Genomic DNA, 20,932 nt, shown 5'->3' with positions numbered 1-20,932 from the left:
CAGCGGGGACCTAAGGGTGGAGGAGAGAGATTTGTTAGTCCGTGTGCATGGTGGGACTTGGGCGCGCAGAGGGGCGCAGGAGGCGGCCCGCCCCGGCGGTTGGGGCCCCGCTCATGACGATTGCTAAGCTTGCTGTCCAAGGCTGTTCACCCACCGAGGAGACTCCATGAGCGACAATCCACGAACGGTGCTCGTCACCGGTGCGACCGGCTACATCGGAGGACGGCTGGTCCCCCGGCTGCTGGAGGCCGGACACACCGTCAAGGTCCTGGTCCGGACCCCCGCCAAGATCGCCGGCGTGCCGTGGCTCGACGACGTCGAAGTTGTCCAGAGCAGTCTCGACGACGGCGACCCACTGCGCGCGGCCCTGGACGGCGTCGATGTACTTTACTATCTGGTCCATTCCATGGCAGCGGGGGCAGGATTCGAAGCCACGGAAAAGGCGATGGCCGGGACCGCGGCGCGGGCCGCAGCCGACGCCGGTGTGGGCAGGATCGTCTACCTGGGCGGCCTGCACCCATCCACCGCCAGACTTTCCACGCACATGAGGTCCAGGGAAGCCGTGGGCAAGGTCTTCCTCGACAGCCCGGTGGACGCCGTCGTCTTCCAGGCTGGCGTCGTGATCGGCTCCGGGTCGGCGTCGTTCGAGATGATCCGGCACCTCTCTGACACGCTCCCGGTGATGCCGGCCCCCAGTTGGGTGCGCAACAGGATCGAGGCGATCGCCGTGCGCGATGTGCTGCACTACCTCGTGCGCGCCGCAGCACTCGAAGGCCCGATTAACCGCACTTTTGACATCGGATCGCGCCAGGTTCTCAGTTACGCCGGGATGATGCAGGAATACGCCGCCGAGGCCGGCCTCCCCCGCCGGTGGGTCCTCGCCCTGCCCGTTCCCGCCCCCAAACTCGCCGGGCTCTGGGTGGCGCTGGTTACCCCGATTCCGTTGTCGATGTCCCTGCCGCTCGTGGAGTCCCTCCAGCACGACGCTGTCTCCCGCGAACACGACATCGATTCGTACATCCCGCTGCCCGAGGGCGGACTGACTCCGTACCGCCGCGCGGTGGCCCTTGCCCTGGGCAAAGAGCGCGACGGCCAGGTGGAGACAACCTGGTCAAACGCCGGGGCCGACGCCGATCCCCTCCCCAGCGACCCGGACTGGGCCGGGCACCGCGTGTACCTCGACGAACGCACCTACTCCAGCCCAGTGGACCCGAAGCACGTGTGGACCATCATCGAGGGGATCGGCGGCCGCAACGGCTGGTACTCGCTGCCGCTGGCGTGGCGCGTCCGCGGCTGGTTGGACAAGCTCACCGGCGGGGCGGGGCTGCTGCGCGGCCGGCGGCACCCGCACCTGCTGGCCGAAGGAGAAGTGGTGGACTGGTGGCGCGCTGAGCGGATCGAGCGCGGGCGGCTGCTCCGGCTGCGGGCTGAAATGCGGGCCCCCGGCCGGGCCTGGCTGGAGCTCTCGGTGGAGCCCGACGGAACCGGCAGCCGTTACCGCCAGCGGGCGATCTTCTTTCCGAAGGGACTCGGCGGCCGCTTGTACTGGCTGGCGGTTCTGCCGTTCCACAGCCTGATCTTCCCGGCCATGTCACGCAACATCACGGCCGCGGCGAAGGACCTCCAGGATCTCGAATCGGAGCCTGCCGGACACACCGCGTAGGATGTTTGGAGCCCGAAACGACGAGTTCCACCCCATGGAGGACCCCCAATGGCCTTGAGCGCATCCACCAACCTTCCGCACAGCGTTGACCGAGTCACCGCGGTTTTCGTTAATGAGGACTTCCTGCGCCACACGAGCGAGCTCGTCGGCGGCACCCTGGAATCCTTTGCCGTCGACGGCGACACGGCCGGCGCCTTCAGCACCACCACCGTGCGGACCATCCCGACGACCCGTATGCCGGACCTGGCCCGGAAGTTCGTCGGCGAAAGCCTCAAGGTGACGCAGCTCGAGACCTGGGACGCCCCCGCAGCGGACGGCTCCCGGCTCAGCAACATCACCCTGAAGGTCTCCGGCGCCCCGCTGGACGTCAATGCCGTCCAGCGCCTCGTCGCCGACGGCGGCAGCACCCGGATCGAGCTTGAGGGCACCGTCACTTCCTCAGTGCCCTTCCTGGGCAGCAAGATCGCAGAAGCGGCCGAACCGATGGTGGGCAAAGCCCTGAACCTCCAGTCCACCCAGGCCCAGGCCTGGCTCGAAAGCCACTAGCACATGGAGTTACCGGCCGTCCTGGCCGTCGTCCTGATCGTGGCCGGCGTATGGTCCCTGGCGGTCTGGCCGCAGTTCCTGCGCCGGGTCATGAAGGACCCAAGGTCCCGCGACGCGAACGGCAAAGCCACCCGCTTCCTCACCGTCCACGTCGTCCTGGTCAGCATCTCCCTGCTGCTCGGGGCGGCGACGGCGGCCATCGGGATCGCGGGCTTGTTCGGCTAATCGGGATCTGTCCCGGCCCGCAGGCCTTCAACAGGAACCGGCCGGAGCCCGAACAGGGCTCCGGCCGGTTTCTGTTTGGCTAAGGGGTTGGCGTGCCGGGTGCCAGTGCCTGGGCAAGGGCGTCTTCGGCGGCCACCCAGGAAATCATGGCGCACTTCACCCGGGCGGCGTATTTCGAAACGCCTTCAAAGGCTGATGCGTCACCGAGGATTTCGGGATCCGCGGCGATCTTCCCCCGGGACCGCAGGACTTCGCGGAAATTGCCGATGACCTCGGTGAGGTTGCCGACGTCCATCCCTTCGGCAAGGTCGGCAAGCACCGAGGCGGAGGCCATGGAAATCGAACAACCTTCCCCGTCCCAGCGCAACTGGGAGACCTTTCCCTCAGATACCGCCACCCGGACCGTAATCTCATCCCCGCAGACGGGATTGAGCTGGTGGGACTGCCCGGACGACGCCCCTGCCGGTACCGGCGTCTCCGCCAGTCCGCTGCCGGTCCGGAGTTTCGCGTGTTCCAGAATGATCTGCTGGTACAGCTGTTCAAGGCTCATGCGCTAAAGTCCTCAGGCTCCAAAGTAGGCTCGGACCTCGGCGACAGCCGCAAGGAACGTGTCCACATCGGACGTTGTGTTGTACAGGTAGGTGCTGGCCCGGGTACTGGCGGTCAGCCCCAGACGGCGGTGCAGCGGTTGCGCGCAGTGGTGGCCAACCCGGACCGCGATTCCCTTGCTGTCCAGGAACTGCCCGACGTCGTGCGCGTGCACGCCGGCAACGTCGAAGGACGCCAGCCCGATCCGTTCCTGTCCCGGAGCCGGGCCGAGGACACGCACGCCGGGAATGGACGCCAGCCCTTCGACGAGGCGCTGCCCGAGCAACGATTCCCAGGCGTGGACACGGTCCATCCCCGTCTCGGTGAGGTAGTTCGCCGCGGCCGCGAGAGCGATGGCCTGGGAGACTTTCTGGGTCCCGGCTTCGAACCTTTGCGGGGCAGGCAGGAACGCCGCGCGTTCCATCGTCACCGTGGTGATCATCGATCCCCCGGTGAGGAACGGCGGCAGCGCGTTCAACAATTCGGACCGGCCATACAACACGCCGATGCCGGTCGGCCCCAGCATCTTGTGTCCGGAGAGGACCGCGAAGTCGACACCGAGGTCCTGCACATCCAGCGGGAGGTGCGGCGCGGACTGGCAGGCGTCCAGCACTGTGAGGGCCCCCACCTGGCGGGCCATCGCCACGAGCTTCTTTACGGGGTTGATCGTGCCCAGCACATTTGAGGCGTGGCTGAAGGCAAGGACCCTGGTGGCCGGGCTGATGATGCCGCCGGCAGCTTCGAGGTCCAGTACGCCCGCGTCGTCGACGGGGATGTAGCGAAGGGTCGCGCCAGTCCGCTCAGCCAGCTGCTGCCACGGTATGAGGTTTGCGTGGTGCTCCATCTCGGTGACCACAATCTCGTCGCCGGCGCCCAGGGCGAACTGCGCCGCCGGCGCAGCCGCGCCAGGCAGGGAGGAGTTCAGGAACGCGTAACTGAGCAGGTTCAGGCCCTCGGTGGCGTTGGAGGTCCAGATAATCTCATCGGCCGCCGCGCCCAGGAAGGCAGCGAGCGTTTCACGGGCATTCTCGAAGGAGTCCGTGGCTTCGACCGCCAGCAGGTGAGCACCGCGGTGAACGGCCGCGTTGCGCTGCTCGTAAAACTCCTGCTCGGCTTCAATGACGCTGAGCGGGTTCTGCGAGGTCGCCCCGGAGTCCAAATAGATCAGGGGGTGCCCGCCCATGGACCGCGAAAGCACGGGGAAGTCATTGCGGATCCGCAGCACCTCTTCGTCGGTCAGTTCAGGCGCAAGCAGGGCCTGGGACTCTGACGTGGGCACAAAAGCCACGCTGGCCTCCTCGAATCGGGTCAAATGGACTACTATCCATCATCCCACGGAACGGCACCACGGATTCTGCAGCCGGCTCAGCTCGGACACCGCTCAGGACTTCAGGGCCGGTGGGAATCGCCTCCCGTGTCGATGAGATCGACCCGCCGGCTGACGCCCAGTTTGGCGAAGACACGGTAGAGGTGTCCTTCCACGGTCCGCTGGGAGACACAGAGCTGGCTGGCGATCTCGGCATTCGAGGCACCGCCGGACACCAGGTCCAGGATTTCGGTTTCCCTGGCAGTGAGCTCCGCATCCTGCTCTGGACGGACGAGGTCAATATGGGCAGCCATCCCGGCGGCGGTCATCCGGTTCTGGATTTTGCGCTGGACGGACAGCAGTTTTCGCTTGTCCGTGGTTTCGGCCAGGCACCGTTCCGCTTGCTGCGCAGCCTCGAGGGCAAGCAGCACATAGCCGCCACGCAGCGCCTTGTCGCTGATCCGGACCAGTTCGGCGTCGTCGGCATTCAGCACGGCGAGCGCGTAGTCGTGCAGCATTCCGGCCTCCCGCCCCTCCACCTGGAGGCTGCTGACGGCCAGACCGTCCGCGGCCTGGGTGTCTCCCCGGCGCACCGCGAGCCGCCTGATGTCGGTCTCAATGCCCCGCAGCCCCTGCCGTTTCGCCTCAGCGGCAAGGCCTGCGAGCCTCTTGCTGACGTCGCCAGCCCCTCCGGGCGCTCCTCCGGCAGCGGTTGAGTACGCCTCGGCGAGCAGCGGAACAGCACCCGGACCGCGGTACCGGGAGAGCCGGAACGCGGCCGCATGTTCCTCCGCCTCCCGGGTGTGGCCCACGACAAAGGCCGCGTAGGCTGCCACGGAGTGGGCAAAAGGCAGCAGTTCCCAGGGATCGGCGATCCTGAGTTCCTCGACCCCCAGAACGAGTTCGGCAATGCCCTCGGGCATGCGCCCCTGGCGGACGCGGGCGAGGCCCCTCATCAAGTGCAGGATGCCACCGCTGAGCAGCAGCCTTGAAGGGTATCGGGCCTCGTACTCATCGAGGGTCTCGGCGAGCGATTCCCACTCCCCCGCCCAGTTCAGGCTCAGGCTGTAGCGCACCAGGAGGTCTTCGTAGACGAGCGGCATGGCCATGCCGGCGCTTTGCGCCCCCTGCCAGGCATCCCGTGCCAGCCCCAGACCCTCCACCGTCCTGCCCTTGGCACACAACAGCTCGGCGAGCAGCGATTCCGCCGGGAACTTGATTTCGGGCCGCTCGCCGGCGGCCACGACCAGCTGGCTCAGCCCGCCCTCACGGTCCTCATGTCCACCGTGCAGCTGGTTGCCGGCCATACCGGCCGCGTCGGCAATCGGTGCCATGTCCAACCACGATGGCCCCAGGCCGGCCTCACGCTGGAAGGCCCCCGGGCTGCCGCGCAAATGGCCGACGTCGGGTGTTCCGGCGGGAGTGCCGGCGACGGCAGGGGCGGCACCGGCCAAAGGCGGCTTTGTCCGCCCCCGCAGGCGGGCGGACAAAAGCGCCGCCAGGTAGCGGGAGGATTCGTTGGGAATGTGTTCCGCTAGCTGGAGAAATTTGGCGGACTGGTCGCCGTCGCCCAGCAGATACCGCGAATAGGCCATGTGTAACCGGGCTTCGGGAATCACGTCGTCATCGGAGATAGCCTCTGCGGTTCTCAGCGCGGTCTGCGCGTCGAGGGCGACGTTGGCAGAGCGGGCCGCCCTGAGGAGCTGCTCCGCCGGAACGGCTGCCCCGCAGTCCAGTGCCCACCGAATCCGGTTCAGGAAGGCTTCCGGGTGCACAGAGTTCCCCGGCGGCAGCGATACGAAGCTGGCACGCAATCCGGCGCTTCTGCCCGCCGGAACCCAGCGGCGGATGATCTCGCCGATCAGAGGACTCGCAGGGCGGACCGTCCGGTCGGCGCCCCGTGAGACGTGGATGATGCCTGCCCTCTCCAGAGCGTCGACGGCCTTCGGGCCGCCGAATCCCAGTAGTTGGCCGAGCGAAAGCGGTCCCGCGAGTGCCACGATGGCGGCGGCGGTCCTTTCCTCCGGCGACATCGACCTAAGTTCGTGGCCGATGAGGTCAGCGACCGGGATCTCGGACAACCCTGGACGGAAGAGCAGGAACCAGATCCCGTGCCGCAGCCCCAAAGCGCCGGTGCTCCGTGCGTGTTCGATCAGGGACAGCAGCATGAACGGATTTCCGGCGGAGGCCTCGGCCAGCAGTGCGGTCGCCCAGGGCGAGACATCCGCGCGGAGCACTTGCTCGCAGAGCTGGTGCACCTCGGCCCGGGTGAGCGGTTCCAGGTCAAACTTCGCCACGATCCCGTCATCCCAGAGGGCCAGGAATTCCTCGGGGATCAGCAAACCCGGCCGGCAGGTGGCCAGCACGTTGGCAGAACCGGTGGCGACGGCCTGCGCGACGAGTTGGGTTGTCCCGCGGTCCAGGCACTGGGCGTCGTCGATCACGAAGAGCGGCTTGCTTGACTGCGATTTGATGCTGTCGGTGACGGCCTTGACCACGGCGGAGAACGAGTCCAGGTCATGTGCGGGCAGCTGGCCGAGGTAGGGCGACAGGGCGCCGAATGGCACGGCTGACAGCGCCGGTGTTGCTGCGAGTCGAATCACGGCTGTGTGCGGCCTGAGCTCCCGGATGACCGCCCTGGAAACTGCGGTCTTCCCGGCGCCCGGGTTGCCGACGATAAGGGCGCCGGACGTCCCGCCGTCGCGCAGGCATCTGAGGATGTCCTTGACGACGCCGGACCGGCCGACCAGTGTGGCGGACTCAGTCAGGCTTTCCACTAGTGGCCCTTCCTGCGGTGCGGCGCCTCCAGGCCCGCCCGGAGGAGAGGTGGCCGGGTCGGTCAGCCGAGGCGAGCGTGTTCCACTGGTCCGGCGATGACATCTTTGAGTTCCGACCTGCTCGCGACGTGCAGTTTCGCGTAGACCTGATACAGGTGTCCCTCAACCGTGCGGACAGAAACATGCATTTCGTCAGCGATTTTCCGGTTGGAGGTACCCGCGGCCGCCCTCACTGCCACCTCCGATTCCCGGGCTGTAAGTGTCGAGGTGAGCAGGGAAAGCACACCGTTTCTCGGGTTGCCGAAGCGGTCCTCGAGGGACTGCTGCGTGCGCTGGGCCATCCTCAGGGAGATGCGGTTCCCTGCGTCATTGGCGAAGCTGACCGCTTTCCTGGTCACATCCCTGGCGAAGATCGCATGGCCGGCTGCATCGGCGTCCTTGGATGTCGCCAGCAACTCCTCGCTGTCGGAATCCTTCAACCCTTCCGCGAGCCGGGAGCACAGGCCGGCGAAGTGCCCGGTGACCTGGTCGGCAAGACCGCTGAGTTTCTGGCTTGCCTGACGGTCCCCCAGCCGGGCCACCGCAGAGAGGAACTGCAGCCCGGTCGCAAGCGCGGAGGCTTCGGTGTCACTGTCGGCTTCCAGCTTCAGCGCGCGCAGGACTTCGGTCTTCTGACCGATTTCCGCTTTGGCAGACAGCTCGAAAAACCGCGTGATCCGGTTCACCAGCCAGGACGACCGGGGCTGCGGCTCCTCGACGTCCACCAACAGGGCCCCGGCCTTTTCCTCATCCCCCTGGAGTGCGTAGGCATAGGCACAGGCTGCGGTTGCGAGTCCGGCTACAGCATCCCGATCCTGCACCCTCAGCTGCCAGACTCCGCTTTGCAGGCGCTGAACCGCCACAGTGAGATGACCGCGGTGGAGGTCGACGATCCCCTGTCCGATCTCGAACATGCCGCCCAGCCTCGCCTGCTCGTCCCAGGCTTCCGATGCGCCCGCAATGAACTCTGCGGCCTCCCGGAACCTTGCCGACAACAGCAGAAGCAGCAGGAACCGTCCCCTGATGTCGCGGATCGAACTGTCGGACAGATCCAGGAAGCCGGCGGCAAGAATGACTTGCCGGCCCAGCGCCACGGCGCCGAGAACGTCCCCCGTGACTGCCTTCGCCTCGCACAACAGGCTCGCGGCCAAAATCTTGGCTTCGCTGCCAAGGTCCGTGGGATCCTTATCCTGGAACATTTGCAGGACATCGCCATACCGGCCCTCGAAGGCGGCCAGCCCGGCATAGGCCAGTTGGACGCGCTCGGCCACCGACCCCGGTCCCGTCCCGGCGTCTCCGGAGACCGTGAGGCGCAACTCGATCTCCTGCAGCCGGGCCAGTGCACTTGCCGCCGCGGCGGGGTTGTGCCTGTCCAGCTCAGCCCACAGGAGATGCAGTGAGGCCCATTCATCCAGTGCCAGGCCGTCACCGGCCCGGTGTTCGACGTCCGTCAGAATGCGGCGGGCAGCTTCGTCATTGTGCAACGAGATAAATGCCCGGGCCGATTCGACGGCCACGTCCGCGAGCTTCTCCCGCCCGGCTATTTCCCGGGCGAACCGCAGGGCGGACTGCGGATCGGATGCCTTGTTCGCGAGTCGTGCAGCGGCCAAGGCAAGGTGGGGATCCACCTCTTCTCCGCAGTCGAGCGCCCATGCCACAGCTGTAGATCCCGTGTATTCGTCGAGGTCCAGGTCCTGCAGCACGGCGCCCAGCCGGCGGCGAAGCTCGGCGCTGCGCCCGGGCGGCACCACGCTGGCGACGATGCCCGCAGTGACCGGGTTGGCGATGCTCACCATGGGAGGGTGGTCATGACTGACGCGGATCAGGGCGCGTTCCTGGAGGGTGTCGATGTCCTGCGCCTTCGATACGTTCATCAGGGTCTGCAGGGGCAACGCTCCGGCGAGCGACAAGAGCTCAAAAACATCACGCTGGCCCGGGCTGAGCCGGTTCAGGCGGGCCTTGAGCACATCCCGGATCTCGCCCGCCAGGGCAACCGGCCTGTCTCCAAGGACCCAGGAATCCTCATGGCGGACAATGATTCCCAGTTTGATCTGCTCCCGGGCCAAGGAGTGCAGGAAGAGGGCATTGCCGCCGCTGGCGTTCCAGAGGGCGCGTGCCGCGGTATGGGAGAAGTGTCCGCCGTATTCCTGCGCGAGGCTGTCCACCGTCTCGCTGAAATCGAAGGGGCCAAGATCAACCCGGCGCAGCAGGTCATCTTTCCAGAGCCCCATGATGTCGCTGCCAAGATTGGGCAGGTCAACGCACGCGGCGAGCAGCAGAACATGCCCGCCGGCGCAGAGCTGGGCCACCATCATCGTGGATAGCTCATCGAGGTCATGGGCATTATCGACGAAGAGTACGACGTTGCGGCCCTGGGCCCGGGTGTGGAGCAGCTGGGTCAAGCCACGCAGGACCATCAGCGGGTGCTCAAGGTGGGAGGCGTCCAGTTCGTTGAGGAGCACGCTGAGTGCGCCATAGGGGAGCTTGGCGGAAATGGAACTGCCCCGGACCTGGACCACCAGGAACTCGTCACCAAGCTGTTCCAAAGCCCGCTGGGCAATAAAGGACTTTCCAGCCCCGTGTTCCCCCACAATCACTGCCCCGCAACCGGTACCCGAGGTGAGCGCGGCTACTACATCCGCGACGGTTTTGTGCCGGGTGTAGTGCTTCTGGTGCCACCCCTTCCCCAGACGTTGGGCGGCTGAAATCATATCTGTTCTGCCGCTGCCCGCAGGCAGGCCGGCTTCTTGCTGAAACATGAGAGAGACCTTCGCAATCAAAGTATTGACTACCGATAGGTCCAACTTAAGGAGGTGGCGAATTTTCGGGATGCGTAAGTGCTACTCGATTCCCGGCGCGGTGCTGGGCCCTGGGCTACGCAGGTGTACTCAGAATTTGCCGGGCTCCGGGTGACAAAACCAAGTAGTCGGAAACGCGCTCCGGGCCCGGTGGCAGAATGCATCTACACGCTGGGTGTATCGCTCCAGTTCAACGGCCTGCAACTTGCCGTTCCCCGGATTACTCCTCGGAATCGGCACTGACACAGTCTTGGCACGGCCGCCCGGCCTGCGGGCGGCCGAGCCAGGACTGGGCCGATCAAAGCTAGGGAGCCGACGGCGGCTGGGGGGAGGAACCTCGGTCTCAGAAGGTTCCGACGCCGTCGGCTCCGTCAAAGGGGTTCACGCACTCGGCGGAACCATTTTGGGGAGACCATTGGACAAAGAATTAGTGTCTATTGCACCAGAGCGGACCATCGTTCTCGACACAGGCGATCCTGGCAGCTTCATCGGAGGGCCGGGGCCGCTTCCGCAATGATGGCTCCACGTTCACAGTCCTTTGTCGGGTGCTTCAGCCGGGTGGTTCCTGGTGCTGACTACAATCTAGCGAACCGGACGGCACTGGCACACCGGTAGTCCGTACTCGAATTCGCGACGGGTTCCGAACGAACCGCAATTAAGGGTACTTGCCACGACGGCCGGCTCCCGACGCTGGCGGGGTCCGGCTACGTGGTCCCCCTACGCGGGTAGCCCGGCGCCTACTTGCCGGCTTCCCGGAGCTACGCACGCCGGAGCCGGGGCGGGGTTGTTGCCCTCACCTGCCGGCAATGTCGGACCGGACGACGGGACGGACGGCTACGGTGGGGACACTCCGGGCAACTGGTCCCGGCCCTTGACGTTGAGCTTGGCATAGCTGCGGTACAGGTGGCCTTCGACCGTGCGGATGGAAACATGCAGCTCGGCGGCAATCTGACGGTCGCTGAGACCGCGCACCGCCAGCGCCACGATGTCGCGCTCACGGCGTGTCAGCAGGCCAAGGGCGTCGGTCTCGGCTTCCTGTTCCTGCCCGGAAACACTGTCTGCCCTGTCCAGGCACCGCTTCCGCTGGGACATCGCCATGCGCTCCCGCAGCGTGTCGCCGGCCGCCCGGTAGCCGTTCGCGGCGGCGTCATACGCAAGGGCAGCGAAGCCCCACAGCTCGGCGTCTTCACAGCTCTTGCCAGCGTCCAGATGGTCCGCAGGCAAGTCCGTGCTGATCGCAGCCGCATAGTCACAGATCGCGGCGGCCCGGGGGCCCTCCAACTCCGGCTGCAGTTCGAGCAGCCGGGACGCAGCGTCCCGGTCCCCCAACGCGAGGCAGAAGGCAAGCGAGTCGAACTCCAGGCCTGGCGTGGAACCGTCGCCGTGCGGCCGGCCCAACGCCCGGAGTTCGTCAATGCCTCCAGGGTAATTGCCGAGGCGGGCCTTTCCATAGGTGACTGCCATTTGCGAGAGGATCCGCAGGTACCGTGACACCGCTGGCGGCGCAGCCTTGTAGTCGGCGAGGAAGACCGCTGCCTTGTCCTTGGCCCCGACGTCGGCGGCGGCGGCAAACGCCATCGAGGAGGTCACGGCGAAGAGCTGCTGGGGATCCGCGAGCCGCAGCGACTCCAGTGCCGCGCCAAGGGCGTTCAGTGCCTGGGCGGCCTTGCCTTGGTACAGCAGGATGATGCCGTGCGCGGCATGGACGCCCCCGCCGAACGAAATTCGGTTGGGCCCGGGGCCGGCGGCTACTCCTGCCAGCAGTGTTTCGGCCGCTTCCCAGTCGCCCCCGTGGATCACAGCAGCTGTCGCCCGCGCCACGAGGAACTCCGCGAGGAAGTACAGTTCGTCGTGTCCGGATCCCGCGGATTCCAGCGCCTCGGACACCCTTGCGAAGGCTTGGACGGCTTTCCCCTGCACCAGGAGCCCTTCCGATTCCAGGGCCAGTCTGAACGCCGCCTCAAGGGGGTTGGCGGGCGGGCCGTCCAACACGCCAGCTTCCGGGCCGGCACTTTCCGGATACTCGCCGGCGAGGGCGAAGACCATTGCGCGCATGGTGGCGAACCGCTCCCGCGTGGCTGACAGGATTTCCTCGCCGTCTTCCGGGTTCTCCCTGGCTAGCCGCTCGCCTGCCTCCAGGAGCGCTCCGGCCCGATCCATGATGTCGGCGGGGCTGTTGCCCAGGGCGGCCTGCACGGCAGCCCACATCAGGGTTCCCGTGAGCAGGACAGCCACGCTGAGCCCCTTTGCGAAGTCAGCCTCCAGGATGTCCCGCGCGGCCGCATAGTCCGAGGTGTTGAAGTAAGTGCGGGCCGTCACAGACCTGGCCGCCACCTGAAGTTCAGGGTCTTTGACCAGTGCAGCTGCCTTGCGCGCCAGCTCGTCCTCGTAGAGCCGGCTGGCCAAAACGGCTGCGCGCAGCAGTTGGCGGTCGTCGACCTCGGCCCCGCATTCCATTGACCAGCTCACTTGGCGGAGCAGGCCTTCTGCCGACGTGGGCTCGCTGTCCATGAGCCGCAGGAGGCTCTGCCGGAGCTGGAGGCTGCGCGCCGGAGAAATGAGGTTGCGCAGCGTGTCGCCATAGATCGAGTGCCAAAGCCGCAGTTGAGGGTAGGGTGCCGGCGTGACGCGGATCATCTCGTGTTCGATAAGAACGGCAACCGGGTCCTCGCCCACCGTGGCCTCGATCAGCTCGCGGGACACGGGCTCGGCCAGGGCAACCAGGTTCAGCGCCTGGCGCTCCTGGGGCGAGCGCCGAAGCAACTGCCGGCGCACGACGTCGGTCAAGCGGTCACCGTGACTATTAAGGGGACGCGCGAGCAGCCAGACCCCGTTGCGTTGAAGCAGCGTGCCGTCGTTCTTCGCGTCGTCGATCAGCCCGCTGAGCAGCAGCGGGTTGCCCTCGGAGGCTTCCCAGAGGATTTCGGTGACGTTCGGCAGGACCTGGGCTCCCAGCGCCCGTTCCAGGATGTCAGCCGTCTGCCCCTGCGTCAGGGGGCGGAGGTCGATGCGTTCGGCAATACCTTCAAACCACAGCTGCAGCAGCGGTTCCGGCAAGCCCGGCCGGGTCGCCGAGGCCACAAGCAGCTTCGCCCAGCCGGCAGCGGCCAGTTCCACCAGGATCCCCGCGGTCGCCTCGTCAAGGTCATGGGCGTCATCCACGATGAGCAGCAGTGGCTTCTGTGAGGCGCGGCGCTCTTCCTCCAGCCCGGACCAGAAGGTCCTGAGCACCGCCAGCTGCGAGGTGGCCTCCTGTACCGGCAGGCCGACAATGAAAGGACCGAGCACCCCGTACGGGACGTTCGTCAGGGACGAGCTGCCATGGATACGTACGGGCGTCACCGTGGACTCCAGTTCGGCCACGACGGCGTCCAGCAGCGTGGATTTGCCGATCCCGCTGTCCCCGAGCAGCAGGACCGCGACATGCGTGCTGCCTTGGAGCGCCTCGACCGCCGACCCCAGGTCCTCCGTCCGCCCGGTCAGGGGGGTGGCTCTACCCGCCTCCTCGGGGGCGGGTGCACGGTTCCTAGATGAGTCCAAGCAGATCACTTCGCGAAGAAACTCCCAGCTTGGTGAACACCTGGTACAGGTGTCCCTCCACTGTTCTCACCGAGATGCCGATGGCCAGGGCAATGTCCTTGTTGGAGACCCCGTTGCCTGCGAGGGTGGCTATCTGCCGCTCCCGCTCTGTGAGCAGCGGACCCTTGTTTCTGGGCATGATGGGCAGGGCCGGGACGGAGTCCGCAAGGCTCTCAAGGATGGCGTGGGCGGCGCTCGCCTTCCCGCTCAGACCCGCAGCCTTGGCGAAGTCGAAAGCGAGGGCCGCGCATCTGGCCTGGACGGCGTCGAGTTCCATGGCTGCGGCCTGGCCGGCGGCTTCCAGCATGATGGTGGCGTCTTTCTTGCGGCTGCCCACGGCGATGATCCGGGACAGCTCCGCGAGCGGTCCCTGCCGCAGGGCCGCGATGTCTTCCATGAACTGGAAGTCCTTGGCGGTGCCGTTGACTGTCGCGCCAAGCATGAAGATGCCGGCCAGTGTGTACCGGCCGCTCCGGTAGTGTTCCTCGGCCGCGTGCACAAGCCGGTCCTTCGCCTCCGGATCGCCCAGCCAGCGGGAAGCCATGTCCATGCAGAACTCGGCGGAACTTCGGATCGCGAAGCGGGCGGCACCGTCCGCTGACCGTGCCCGGTCCAGGTAGACGGTGGCCTGCACGGAATTCCCGGTCTGGGCGTAGGCGAAGGCCGTAGCAGCGTACGCCTGCCGCAACGAGTGCAGGCTGGCCCGGACTTCGAGCTGCGCTATCGCAGCCAGGAGGGGGTCGAGGGCCATGTGGCCGCGGCCCGCATAGACGTAGGCGAGTCCGACAGCCAGATCGGTGGGCGCACTGCCCGAATGCAGCCCGTGGCCGGCCCGACCGCTGGCGTCCTTGAGCATGTCGATGCTCTGGCGCCAATGTCCGGAAAGCAGAAGCACATTGAAGGATCTCCACGCGAAGTTCTCGCGGATCCGCGGGACGTTGGACCACTCCCCGAGCTGACCGCCGATGTCGCGCAGCAGCTTGCGGGCCTCGACTTCCTTGCCCGTCATGCAGAGGGCTTCCATCAAAATGATTGCCGATCTCAGCCGGTGCACCGGATTGATGTCATCCACTTCCGACGACGCTGCCGCGCTGAGCCTGTCCATCATGGGCCCATAGTCACCGACAAAGGAGAGGTAGTTGAATTCGCTGAGGTCCAGGGACAGACCGGCCCTGGCCAACTCCTGCGGTGTGGTTGCCGGATGATTCTCACCGATTTCGTGGAGCCGCAGCCTGCCTTGCCGGATCAGTTCGGGCACCTGTCCCGTCCGGTCCTCGAGCCATGACATGCAGTCCACCTTGGCTGCCACCAGCTCAGCGAACGCCTCTGCGCTGAGGGCGCTGATCTGCGCCTCCGAGACATCGTCCAGTGCAGACATGGCCTGAAGCGGCAGCCCGAGTTGAAGGTAGGCGGCGGACTTCTGCAGCTGCCCTTCCGTCCATTCCGGGTCCTCCGGGCTCAGGCTGCCGGCGCACTTGAGCGCAAACTTCGGGTCGAAGAGCTTGACGGCGGCGCCCGCCGCGGCCACGGCGTGGGCGGGTGCCAGGGGCGCGTCGCAGTCATGGGTCCACGCCGCGTAGGCCAGCAGGTCTTCCACGGTCAGCTCATTCAGCTCGTCCTGCTGGTGCCCCGGAACCTTGTCCCGCAGCTCCAGCCTGCGCTCCACACTGAGCCAGTTGCGGACGATGTCGCCCAGATAGCGGTCCCCCAGCGAAACGAGGTGCCTGTCAGTCCGGTCGACGACTATCTGCCCTGCATCTTCCATGTCGGCAATGACCCCGGGACTGTACATCCGCGCGAGCCTGGCCAGCGGCAGGGTCCGGGCGCAGGAGAGCACCTCGATGAGCTCCCGGGCCACAGGTGTTTCGCGGGCGTACCGGGCCCGCACGATATCTTCCAGTGCTGTGCGCCCGTCAAGGACCACCTCATCCACCAGAGTCCAGACAGATCCGGACAGCACCAGGTTGCCCCGTTCAATCTGCTCGGAGACCACGGCCTGCAGCAGGGTCGGGCTGCCGCCAACGAGCTGGTGCAATTGGCTCGCCAGGGCACTGGAAACTCTGTGCCCAAGCGCCGCTTTGAGCACCTCCAGGGTTTCGACTTCTGTGAGGTTGGCCAACCGGACCTCGGCCAGCTGGCCGGAAGTGATGAGCCAGTAGAAGTCCGGCGGAAGGTCCGTCGTGCGCTGGGCAGTGGCGACGAGCCGCGCCGTCCGGGTCTGCAGCAGATTGAGGAGCACGCCCGTGCTCAGTTCGTCCAGGGCCCCGGCGTTGTCCAGCAGGATGACGCATTTTCGTCCGGCGGCGTCGTCCCGGATCAGAGAGGTGATGCCGTGGAGGATGGCGGTCGGGGAGCCAAGGGAGCTTTGTGGCAGGCGGGCGAGCGTGAACGCCAAGCAACCGTAGGGTGTTGCCGAGCCCGGTCCCGAGCTGCGGAGCTGAAGGGTGTAGACGTCAGGACCGAAGCCTGCGATCGCCGTGCGTCCTACCTGGGTTTTGCCCACGCCGCGGTCGCCGGTGATCACCACGCCCATCCGGTCGTCGCCGAGCAGGGCGTTGCGAACGCGGTCGGCGTCCGCATTGCGCGCCAGACCTGACCACCTGTGCCGGTCCAGCGGACCTGCAGGTTCTTCTACGGCGGGTGCCAATGTAGTGGAAACACTCCCCCAGCCCAGTGATTGCCTCGACATCTAGTTTCCTTCGTACCGCTTTGCGGACGGCAAACCTGAGACCGTCCGCCTAGAAGTAGCGTATCCCTATCCCCCGATATGAGAGTAGAGCGATCATAACGGCATTTCAGAAACCTTGGAAGCAATTCGAGGGTCGGCGACGGTGCGTTACGCGCGGCGCCGCAGCGGAGGTCCCCCGCGGGTTCCGGCTAGGGCGTCTTCGCGGCGTGGAACTGTTGCTGGGCTTCCAGCAGGCCATCACGGACCAGCGTCTCGACGGCGTCTGCCGCTGTATCGATCAGGAAGGGCAGTTCCTTCTTTTCCGCGCCGGAAAAGTCCTTCAGCACAAAGTCTGCGGTGTCCATCCTGCCTGGCGGGCGTCCTACACCGACCCGGACCCGCAAGTAGTCCTTGGTGGCGAGGGCCTTGGAAATATCCCGCAGCCCGTTGTGGCCACCCTCGCCCCCGCCGAGCTTCAGCTTCACGGTGTCAAAGGGAATGTCGATCTCGTCGTGCACGGCGATGACCTGGCCTGGTTCGATGCCGTAGAAATTCGCCAGCGCCGCGACCGGGCCGCCGGAAACGTTCATGTAGCTCAGGGGCTTGGCCAGCACCACCCGGGGGCCGCCGATACCGAGCCGCCCTTCCAGGACATGGGCCCGGGACTTGTGCGACTTGAAGCCGCTCCCGATCCGGGAAGCGAGTTCGTCAAGGACCATCTGCCCTACGTTATGCCGGTTGTGGGCGTACTCCGCTCCCGGGTTGCCAAGGCCTACGATCAGCCAGGTGTCAGTCATGGGTGAGTCCTTCGCTAAAGGGCAGTTCCCGGCCCCGGGGACCGGCATTCCGGCCGGAGACGACGGCGGCCGGGCCCTAGAGGGACCCGGCCGCCGGAGGTTTCGCCGGAATTACTCGGCTGATGCCTCGGAAGCTTCGGCGGTAGCCCCTTCGGACGCCTCTTCCTCGGTGACTTCGGTGGCTTCGGAGATGTTGACCACGAGTGCCTCGGGGTCGGCCAGCAGGGTGGCGCCCTTCGGCAGGACGAGGTCGGAAGCGTGGATGTGCTCGCCGGCTGCGCGGCCTTCGATGCTGACCTCGATGGCGGTCGGCAGGTGGGTGGCCTCGGCCTCGAGGGAGACGGTGGTCATTTCCAGGTTGTGGACGTTGCCCGGAGCCAGTTCGCCACTGAGGTGGACGGGGACGTCCACGGTGACCTTCTCGCCGGTACGGACGGTCAACAGGTCCAGGTGCTCGATGATCTGCTTGATCGGGTTGCGCTGGATGTCCTTGACGAGGGCAAGGTGCTGTTCGCCGTTGATGTCCAGGGTCAGCAGGGCGTTGGCGGTGCGCACGGCCAGGGTGGTGGCCTTCGACGGCAGGGTGATGTGGATCGGCTCGGCGCCGTGGCCGTAGATGACGGCCGGGATCAGGTTGGCCATGCGGGCGCGGCGGGCGAAGCCCTTGCCGAATTCGGTGCGGACTTCTGCTGCGAGCTTCTGCTCAGCCATGGATATCTCCTCGTTGGATTTCAAGCTGTGGGACTAACGGTGTTCAGCAAGGGCGGAGGTCTGTTTGCGACCTTCAACGCCGGGCTGCTGTGCAGCGGCCCTTCAGAAGGAGATTCAGACCCAGTCGATAACGGATACCAGCAATCCGGCTGACCGTGCATACAACTCATGCAAGCGGTCTACCGGCGCTCTCCCTCGCCAAGGTTTCGGTTCAAGGCTACCAGTGCGGGGCCGCAATTCTGAAAACGGCCCCGCACCGGCGGGCGCTTGAGCAGGCTGGAGCAGACTCGGGCCTGCCCCAGCGGGAGGCTACGCGTTGCCGTCGAACAGGCTGGTCACCGAGCCGTCGTCGAACACTTCGCGGATGGCGCGGGCAATCAGCGGTGCGATGGACAGCACGGTGAGCTGCGGGAAGCGCTTGCTTGCTTCGATCGGCAGGGTGTTCGTGACCACGACCTCGCGGGCGCCGGACTCGGAGAGCCGCTGGGCCGCCGGGTCGGAGAAGACTGCGTGTGTTGCCGCGATGATGACGTCCTTGGCGCCGGCGTTCTTGAGCACCTGGACCGCGCCGGAAATGGTTCCGCCGGTGTCGATCATGTCGTCGATCAGCACACAGGTGCGGCCTTCGATCTGGCCGACGACCGTCTTGGAGACGGCCTGGTTCGGAACGGTGAGGTCGCGGCTCTTGTGGACGAACGCCAGCGGCGCCCCGCCGAGGCGCTCGGCCCACTGCTCGGCGACGCGGACGCGGCCGGTGTCCGGGGAAACCACGGTGATGTCGTCAGCGCCGACGCGGGTGCGGATGTAGTCCGCGAGCAGCGGGATGGCCATGAGGTGGTCCACGGGACCGTCGAAGAAGCCCTGGATCTGGGAGGTGTGCAGGTCCACGCTCATGATCCGGTCCGCGCCCGCGGTCTTGTAGAGGTCGGCAACGAGGCGCGCGGAGATCGGTTCGCGGCCGCGGCCCTTCTTGTCCTGCCGGGCGTACGGGTAGAACGGGGACACCACGGTGATGCGCTTGGCCGAGGCCCGCTTGAGCGAATCGATCATGATGAGCTGTTCCATCAGCCAGTTGTTCAGCGGGGCGGGGTGCGCCTGGATGACGAAGGCATCGGTGCCTCGCACGCTCTCCCCTGCCCGGACGTAGATCTCGCCGTTGGCGAAGTCGTAGGCATCCAGGGGCAGCAGCTCGGTGCCGAGCTCCTTGGCGATTTCCCTCGCCAGCTCGGGATGCGCGCGCCCAGCGGCTAGCACCAGCTTCTTCTCGCCGCGTGCCGTAATTTCGCTCATTTTTGCTAGCCCTCTTCTGTAGATGCCGGAGTACTGGAGGAAGTCGTGGTGGCGCCGGACGCCTCGGCCAGGGACGCGGAGAGCGAGCCAGGGCGGTTCTCCAGGACCCAACCCTCGGCGTTCTGCTGCTTGGCCAGGGACAGGACCAGGGCGCCGGGCGGCACGTCGCGGCGGATTACTGCGCCGGCGCCGCTGTAGGCGCCGTCGCCGACCTGGACGGGAGCAACAAAAACGGTGTTGGAGCCGGTGCGCACGCCGGAACCGATGACCGTGCGGTGCTTCTTCTCGCCGTCGTAGTTCGCAGTGATGTTTCCGCAGCCGATGTTGGTGTCTTCGCCGATCTCGGCGTCGCCGGCGTAGCCCAGGTGGGAAAGCTTGGAGCCTCGGCCGATGGTGACGTTCTTGGTCTCGTAGAAGGCGCCGATTTTACCGGTCGCACCGAGGACGGTGCCGGGGCGCAGGTAAGTGAACGGGCCGACGCTCGCCTTGGCGCCGATCGTGGAGCCGGAACCGTGGGTGCGGATCACTTTGGCGCCCTCCCCCACCTGGACGTCGGTGAGGGTAGAGTCCGGGCCGACGACGGCGTCGCGCGCCACCGTGGTGGTGCCGTGCAGCTGGATGTTCGGCAGCAGCCGCACGTCCTCGTCCAGGGTGACAGTGGCGTCGATCCAGGTGGTGGACGGGTCTACGACGGTGACGCCGGCACGCATCCACGCCTCGACGGTGCGCCGGTTGAGCTCGGCACCGAGGGCCGAGAGCTGGACCCGGTCGTTGGCGCCCTCGACCTGCCAGCGGTCTTCGGTGACGACGGCGGCGACGCGGCCCCCGGCGGCGCGGGCCAGGCCCAGCACGTCGGTGAGGTACTTTTCGCCCTGGGCGTTGTCGGTGGTGACGTGGCCCAGCGAGTCGCGCAGTACGGCGGCGTCGAAGGCGTAGATGCCGGAGTTGATCTCCCGGATTTCGCGTTCGGCGTCCGTGGCGTCCTTGTGCTCCCGGATGCCGGTGACCGTTCCGTCAGCGGCGCGGAGGATACGGCCGTAGCCGGTTGCGTCATCCAGGACGGCGGTGAGGACGGTGACGGCGTTGCGCCCGGCCTCGTGGCTGGCGACGAGCTCGCCGAGCAGCTGGCCGGTGAGCAGAGGGACGTCGCCGTAGGTGACCACCACCGTTCCGCTGAGCTGCGCCTGGGGGTGGAGCGCGTCGAGCGCATCGAGGGCGGCTTCGACGGCGCGGCCGGTGCCGGGCACCTCGTCCTGGTCGACAATCAGGGCGGCTGGGTCTACTGCGGCGATGTGGGCAGCCACGAGGTCGCGTTCATGCCGGACGACGAGGGCCAGTTCCTGCGGCCGGATGGTGCGGGCGGCGTGCAGCGCGTGGCCGACGAGTGAACGGCCGCCGATCTCGTGGAGGATCTTGGGGGTACGGGACTTCATCCGGGTACCGGCGCCTGCAGCTAGGACGATTACGGCGGCTGGGCCGGTATTCTCGGGGCTCACGTACGGGCTCTCCTTGCTCAGTGGCTTAGCTCATGCCGCTGTTCGGTGGATCTGGGTGGCCGGCGGCTGAGGCTTGGTGGTGCACCGCGGTTGCCGGATCCGCGCGGCCCGGGCGGGCCGGAGTCCGGCCGCGGCGCCATATTCATCCTACTGGACTCGCACCGGCCCGCGTCCGCCGGGCGCCGTTTACCGGCCCCGCGACGGCCACAAGTTCCGCCCATAGGACTCGAACCTATACTCCACGGCTCCAAAGGCCGGGGTGCTGCCATTACACCAGGGCGGACCATGCCAAGGCGCTGAGCCTGTGGCACGAGAATCAATTCTGCCATACTGCGTTGCCGCCCGGTGCTGCTGCGGCGTGCAGGGCTGGCGGCCCCTCCCTGTGGCTGATGGGGCATGATGGTGCTGTGAGCAACAGCGCAGGGGTATCCGGAGGGGCGGAGGGCCGC

Annotated in this window: 13 protein-coding genes and 1 tRNA gene; 3 read left to right on the top strand and 11 right to left on the bottom strand. The window is 66.6% G+C overall.

Features of this window, described 5'->3' with window-relative positions; genetic code table 11:
• Window positions 1-166: 166 nt before the first annotated feature.
• From AC1DC5_RS16185 to AC1DC5_RS16175, 3 genes are read left to right on the top strand one after another with little or no spacing between them, the layout of a single operon-like run.
• Complete coding sequence (locus tag AC1DC5_RS16185) at window positions 167-1,663, top strand: SDR family oxidoreductase (RefSeq protein ID WP_476865806.1); 1,497 nt, start codon at window positions 167-169, stop codon at window positions 1,661-1,663.
• Between the two features lie 48 nt (window positions 1,664-1,711).
• The gene (locus tag AC1DC5_RS16180; protein WP_441405821.1) at window positions 1,712-2,209 is read left to right on the top strand and encodes a DUF2505 domain-containing protein; all 498 of its coding nucleotides are present in this window, start codon (window positions 1,712-1,714) and stop codon (window positions 2,207-2,209) included.
• Window positions 2,210-2,212: 3 nt separating this feature from the next.
• Window positions 2,213-2,434 carry an SCO4848 family membrane protein gene (locus tag AC1DC5_RS16175; RefSeq protein WP_441405820.1) on the top strand — a complete coding sequence of 74 codons (222 nt, stop codon included), beginning with the start codon at window positions 2,213-2,215 and terminating at the stop codon, window positions 2,432-2,434.
• Between the two features lie 79 nt (window positions 2,435-2,513).
• Here AC1DC5_RS16175 and sufU read toward each other — a convergent pair whose 3' ends face one another.
• The 11 genes from sufU to AC1DC5_RS16120 form a co-directional block, all read right to left on the bottom strand.
• Complete coding sequence (gene sufU / locus AC1DC5_RS16170) at window positions 2,514-2,984, bottom strand: Fe-S cluster assembly sulfur transfer protein SufU (RefSeq protein ID WP_441405819.1); 471 nt, start codon at window positions 2,982-2,984, stop codon at window positions 2,514-2,516.
• A 12-nt stretch (window positions 2,985-2,996) separates the two neighbouring features.
• Window positions 2,997-4,310: a SufS family cysteine desulfurase gene (locus tag AC1DC5_RS16165; RefSeq protein ID WP_476865805.1), complete on the bottom strand. Its 1,314-nt coding sequence runs from the start codon at window positions 4,308-4,310 to the stop codon at window positions 2,997-2,999.
• A gap of 101 nt (window positions 4,311-4,411) precedes the next feature.
• The gene (locus tag AC1DC5_RS16160) at window positions 4,412-7,105 is read right to left on the bottom strand and encodes a helix-turn-helix transcriptional regulator (protein WP_476865804.1); all 2,694 of its coding nucleotides are present in this window, start codon (window positions 7,103-7,105) and stop codon (window positions 4,412-4,414) included.
• Window positions 7,106-7,167: 62 nt separating this feature from the next.
• The gene (locus AC1DC5_RS16155; protein WP_476865803.1) at window positions 7,168-9,903 is read right to left on the bottom strand and encodes a LuxR C-terminal-related transcriptional regulator; all 2,736 of its coding nucleotides are present in this window, start codon (window positions 9,901-9,903) and stop codon (window positions 7,168-7,170) included.
• An 873-nt stretch (window positions 9,904-10,776) separates the two neighbouring features.
• Entirely contained in the window at window positions 10,777-13,482 is a 2,706-nt protein-coding gene (locus AC1DC5_RS16150) for a helix-turn-helix transcriptional regulator (RefSeq protein ID WP_476865802.1), read from the bottom strand.
• Window positions 13,469-16,210 (bottom strand): helix-turn-helix transcriptional regulator, encoded by a 2,742-nt coding sequence (locus AC1DC5_RS16145; protein ID WP_476865801.1) that lies wholly within the window; start codon window positions 16,208-16,210, stop codon window positions 13,469-13,471. The genes AC1DC5_RS16150 and AC1DC5_RS16145 overlap by 14 nt, the downstream gene beginning before the upstream one ends.
• 188 nt (window positions 16,211-16,398) lie before the next feature.
• Entirely contained in the window at window positions 16,399-16,986 is a 588-nt protein-coding gene (pth, locus tag AC1DC5_RS16140) for an aminoacyl-tRNA hydrolase (RefSeq protein WP_441405814.1), read from the bottom strand.
• A 111-nt stretch (window positions 16,987-17,097) separates the two neighbouring features.
• Window positions 17,098-17,697, bottom strand: a complete 600-nt coding sequence (locus AC1DC5_RS16135; protein ID WP_441405813.1) for a 50S ribosomal protein L25/general stress protein Ctc — start codon at window positions 17,695-17,697, stop codon at window positions 17,098-17,100.
• A 309-nt stretch (window positions 17,698-18,006) separates the two neighbouring features.
• Window positions 18,007-18,987, bottom strand: coding sequence for a ribose-phosphate diphosphokinase (locus tag AC1DC5_RS16130; protein ID WP_441405812.1), 981 nt, complete (start codon window positions 18,985-18,987; stop codon window positions 18,007-18,009).
• A gap of 5 nt (window positions 18,988-18,992) precedes the next feature.
• Complete coding sequence (gene glmU, locus AC1DC5_RS16125; protein WP_441405811.1) at window positions 18,993-20,483, bottom strand: bifunctional UDP-N-acetylglucosamine diphosphorylase/glucosamine-1-phosphate N-acetyltransferase GlmU; 1,491 nt, start codon at window positions 20,481-20,483, stop codon at window positions 18,993-18,995.
• 211 nt (window positions 20,484-20,694) lie between these two features.
• Window positions 20,695-20,766, bottom strand: a tRNA-Gln gene (locus AC1DC5_RS16120).
• Window positions 20,767-20,932: the final 166 nt, after the last annotated feature.

Source organism: Arthrobacter sp. 10L424 (assembly GCF_056395325.1).
This window is presented reverse-complemented; position numbering and strand designations above follow the sequence as displayed.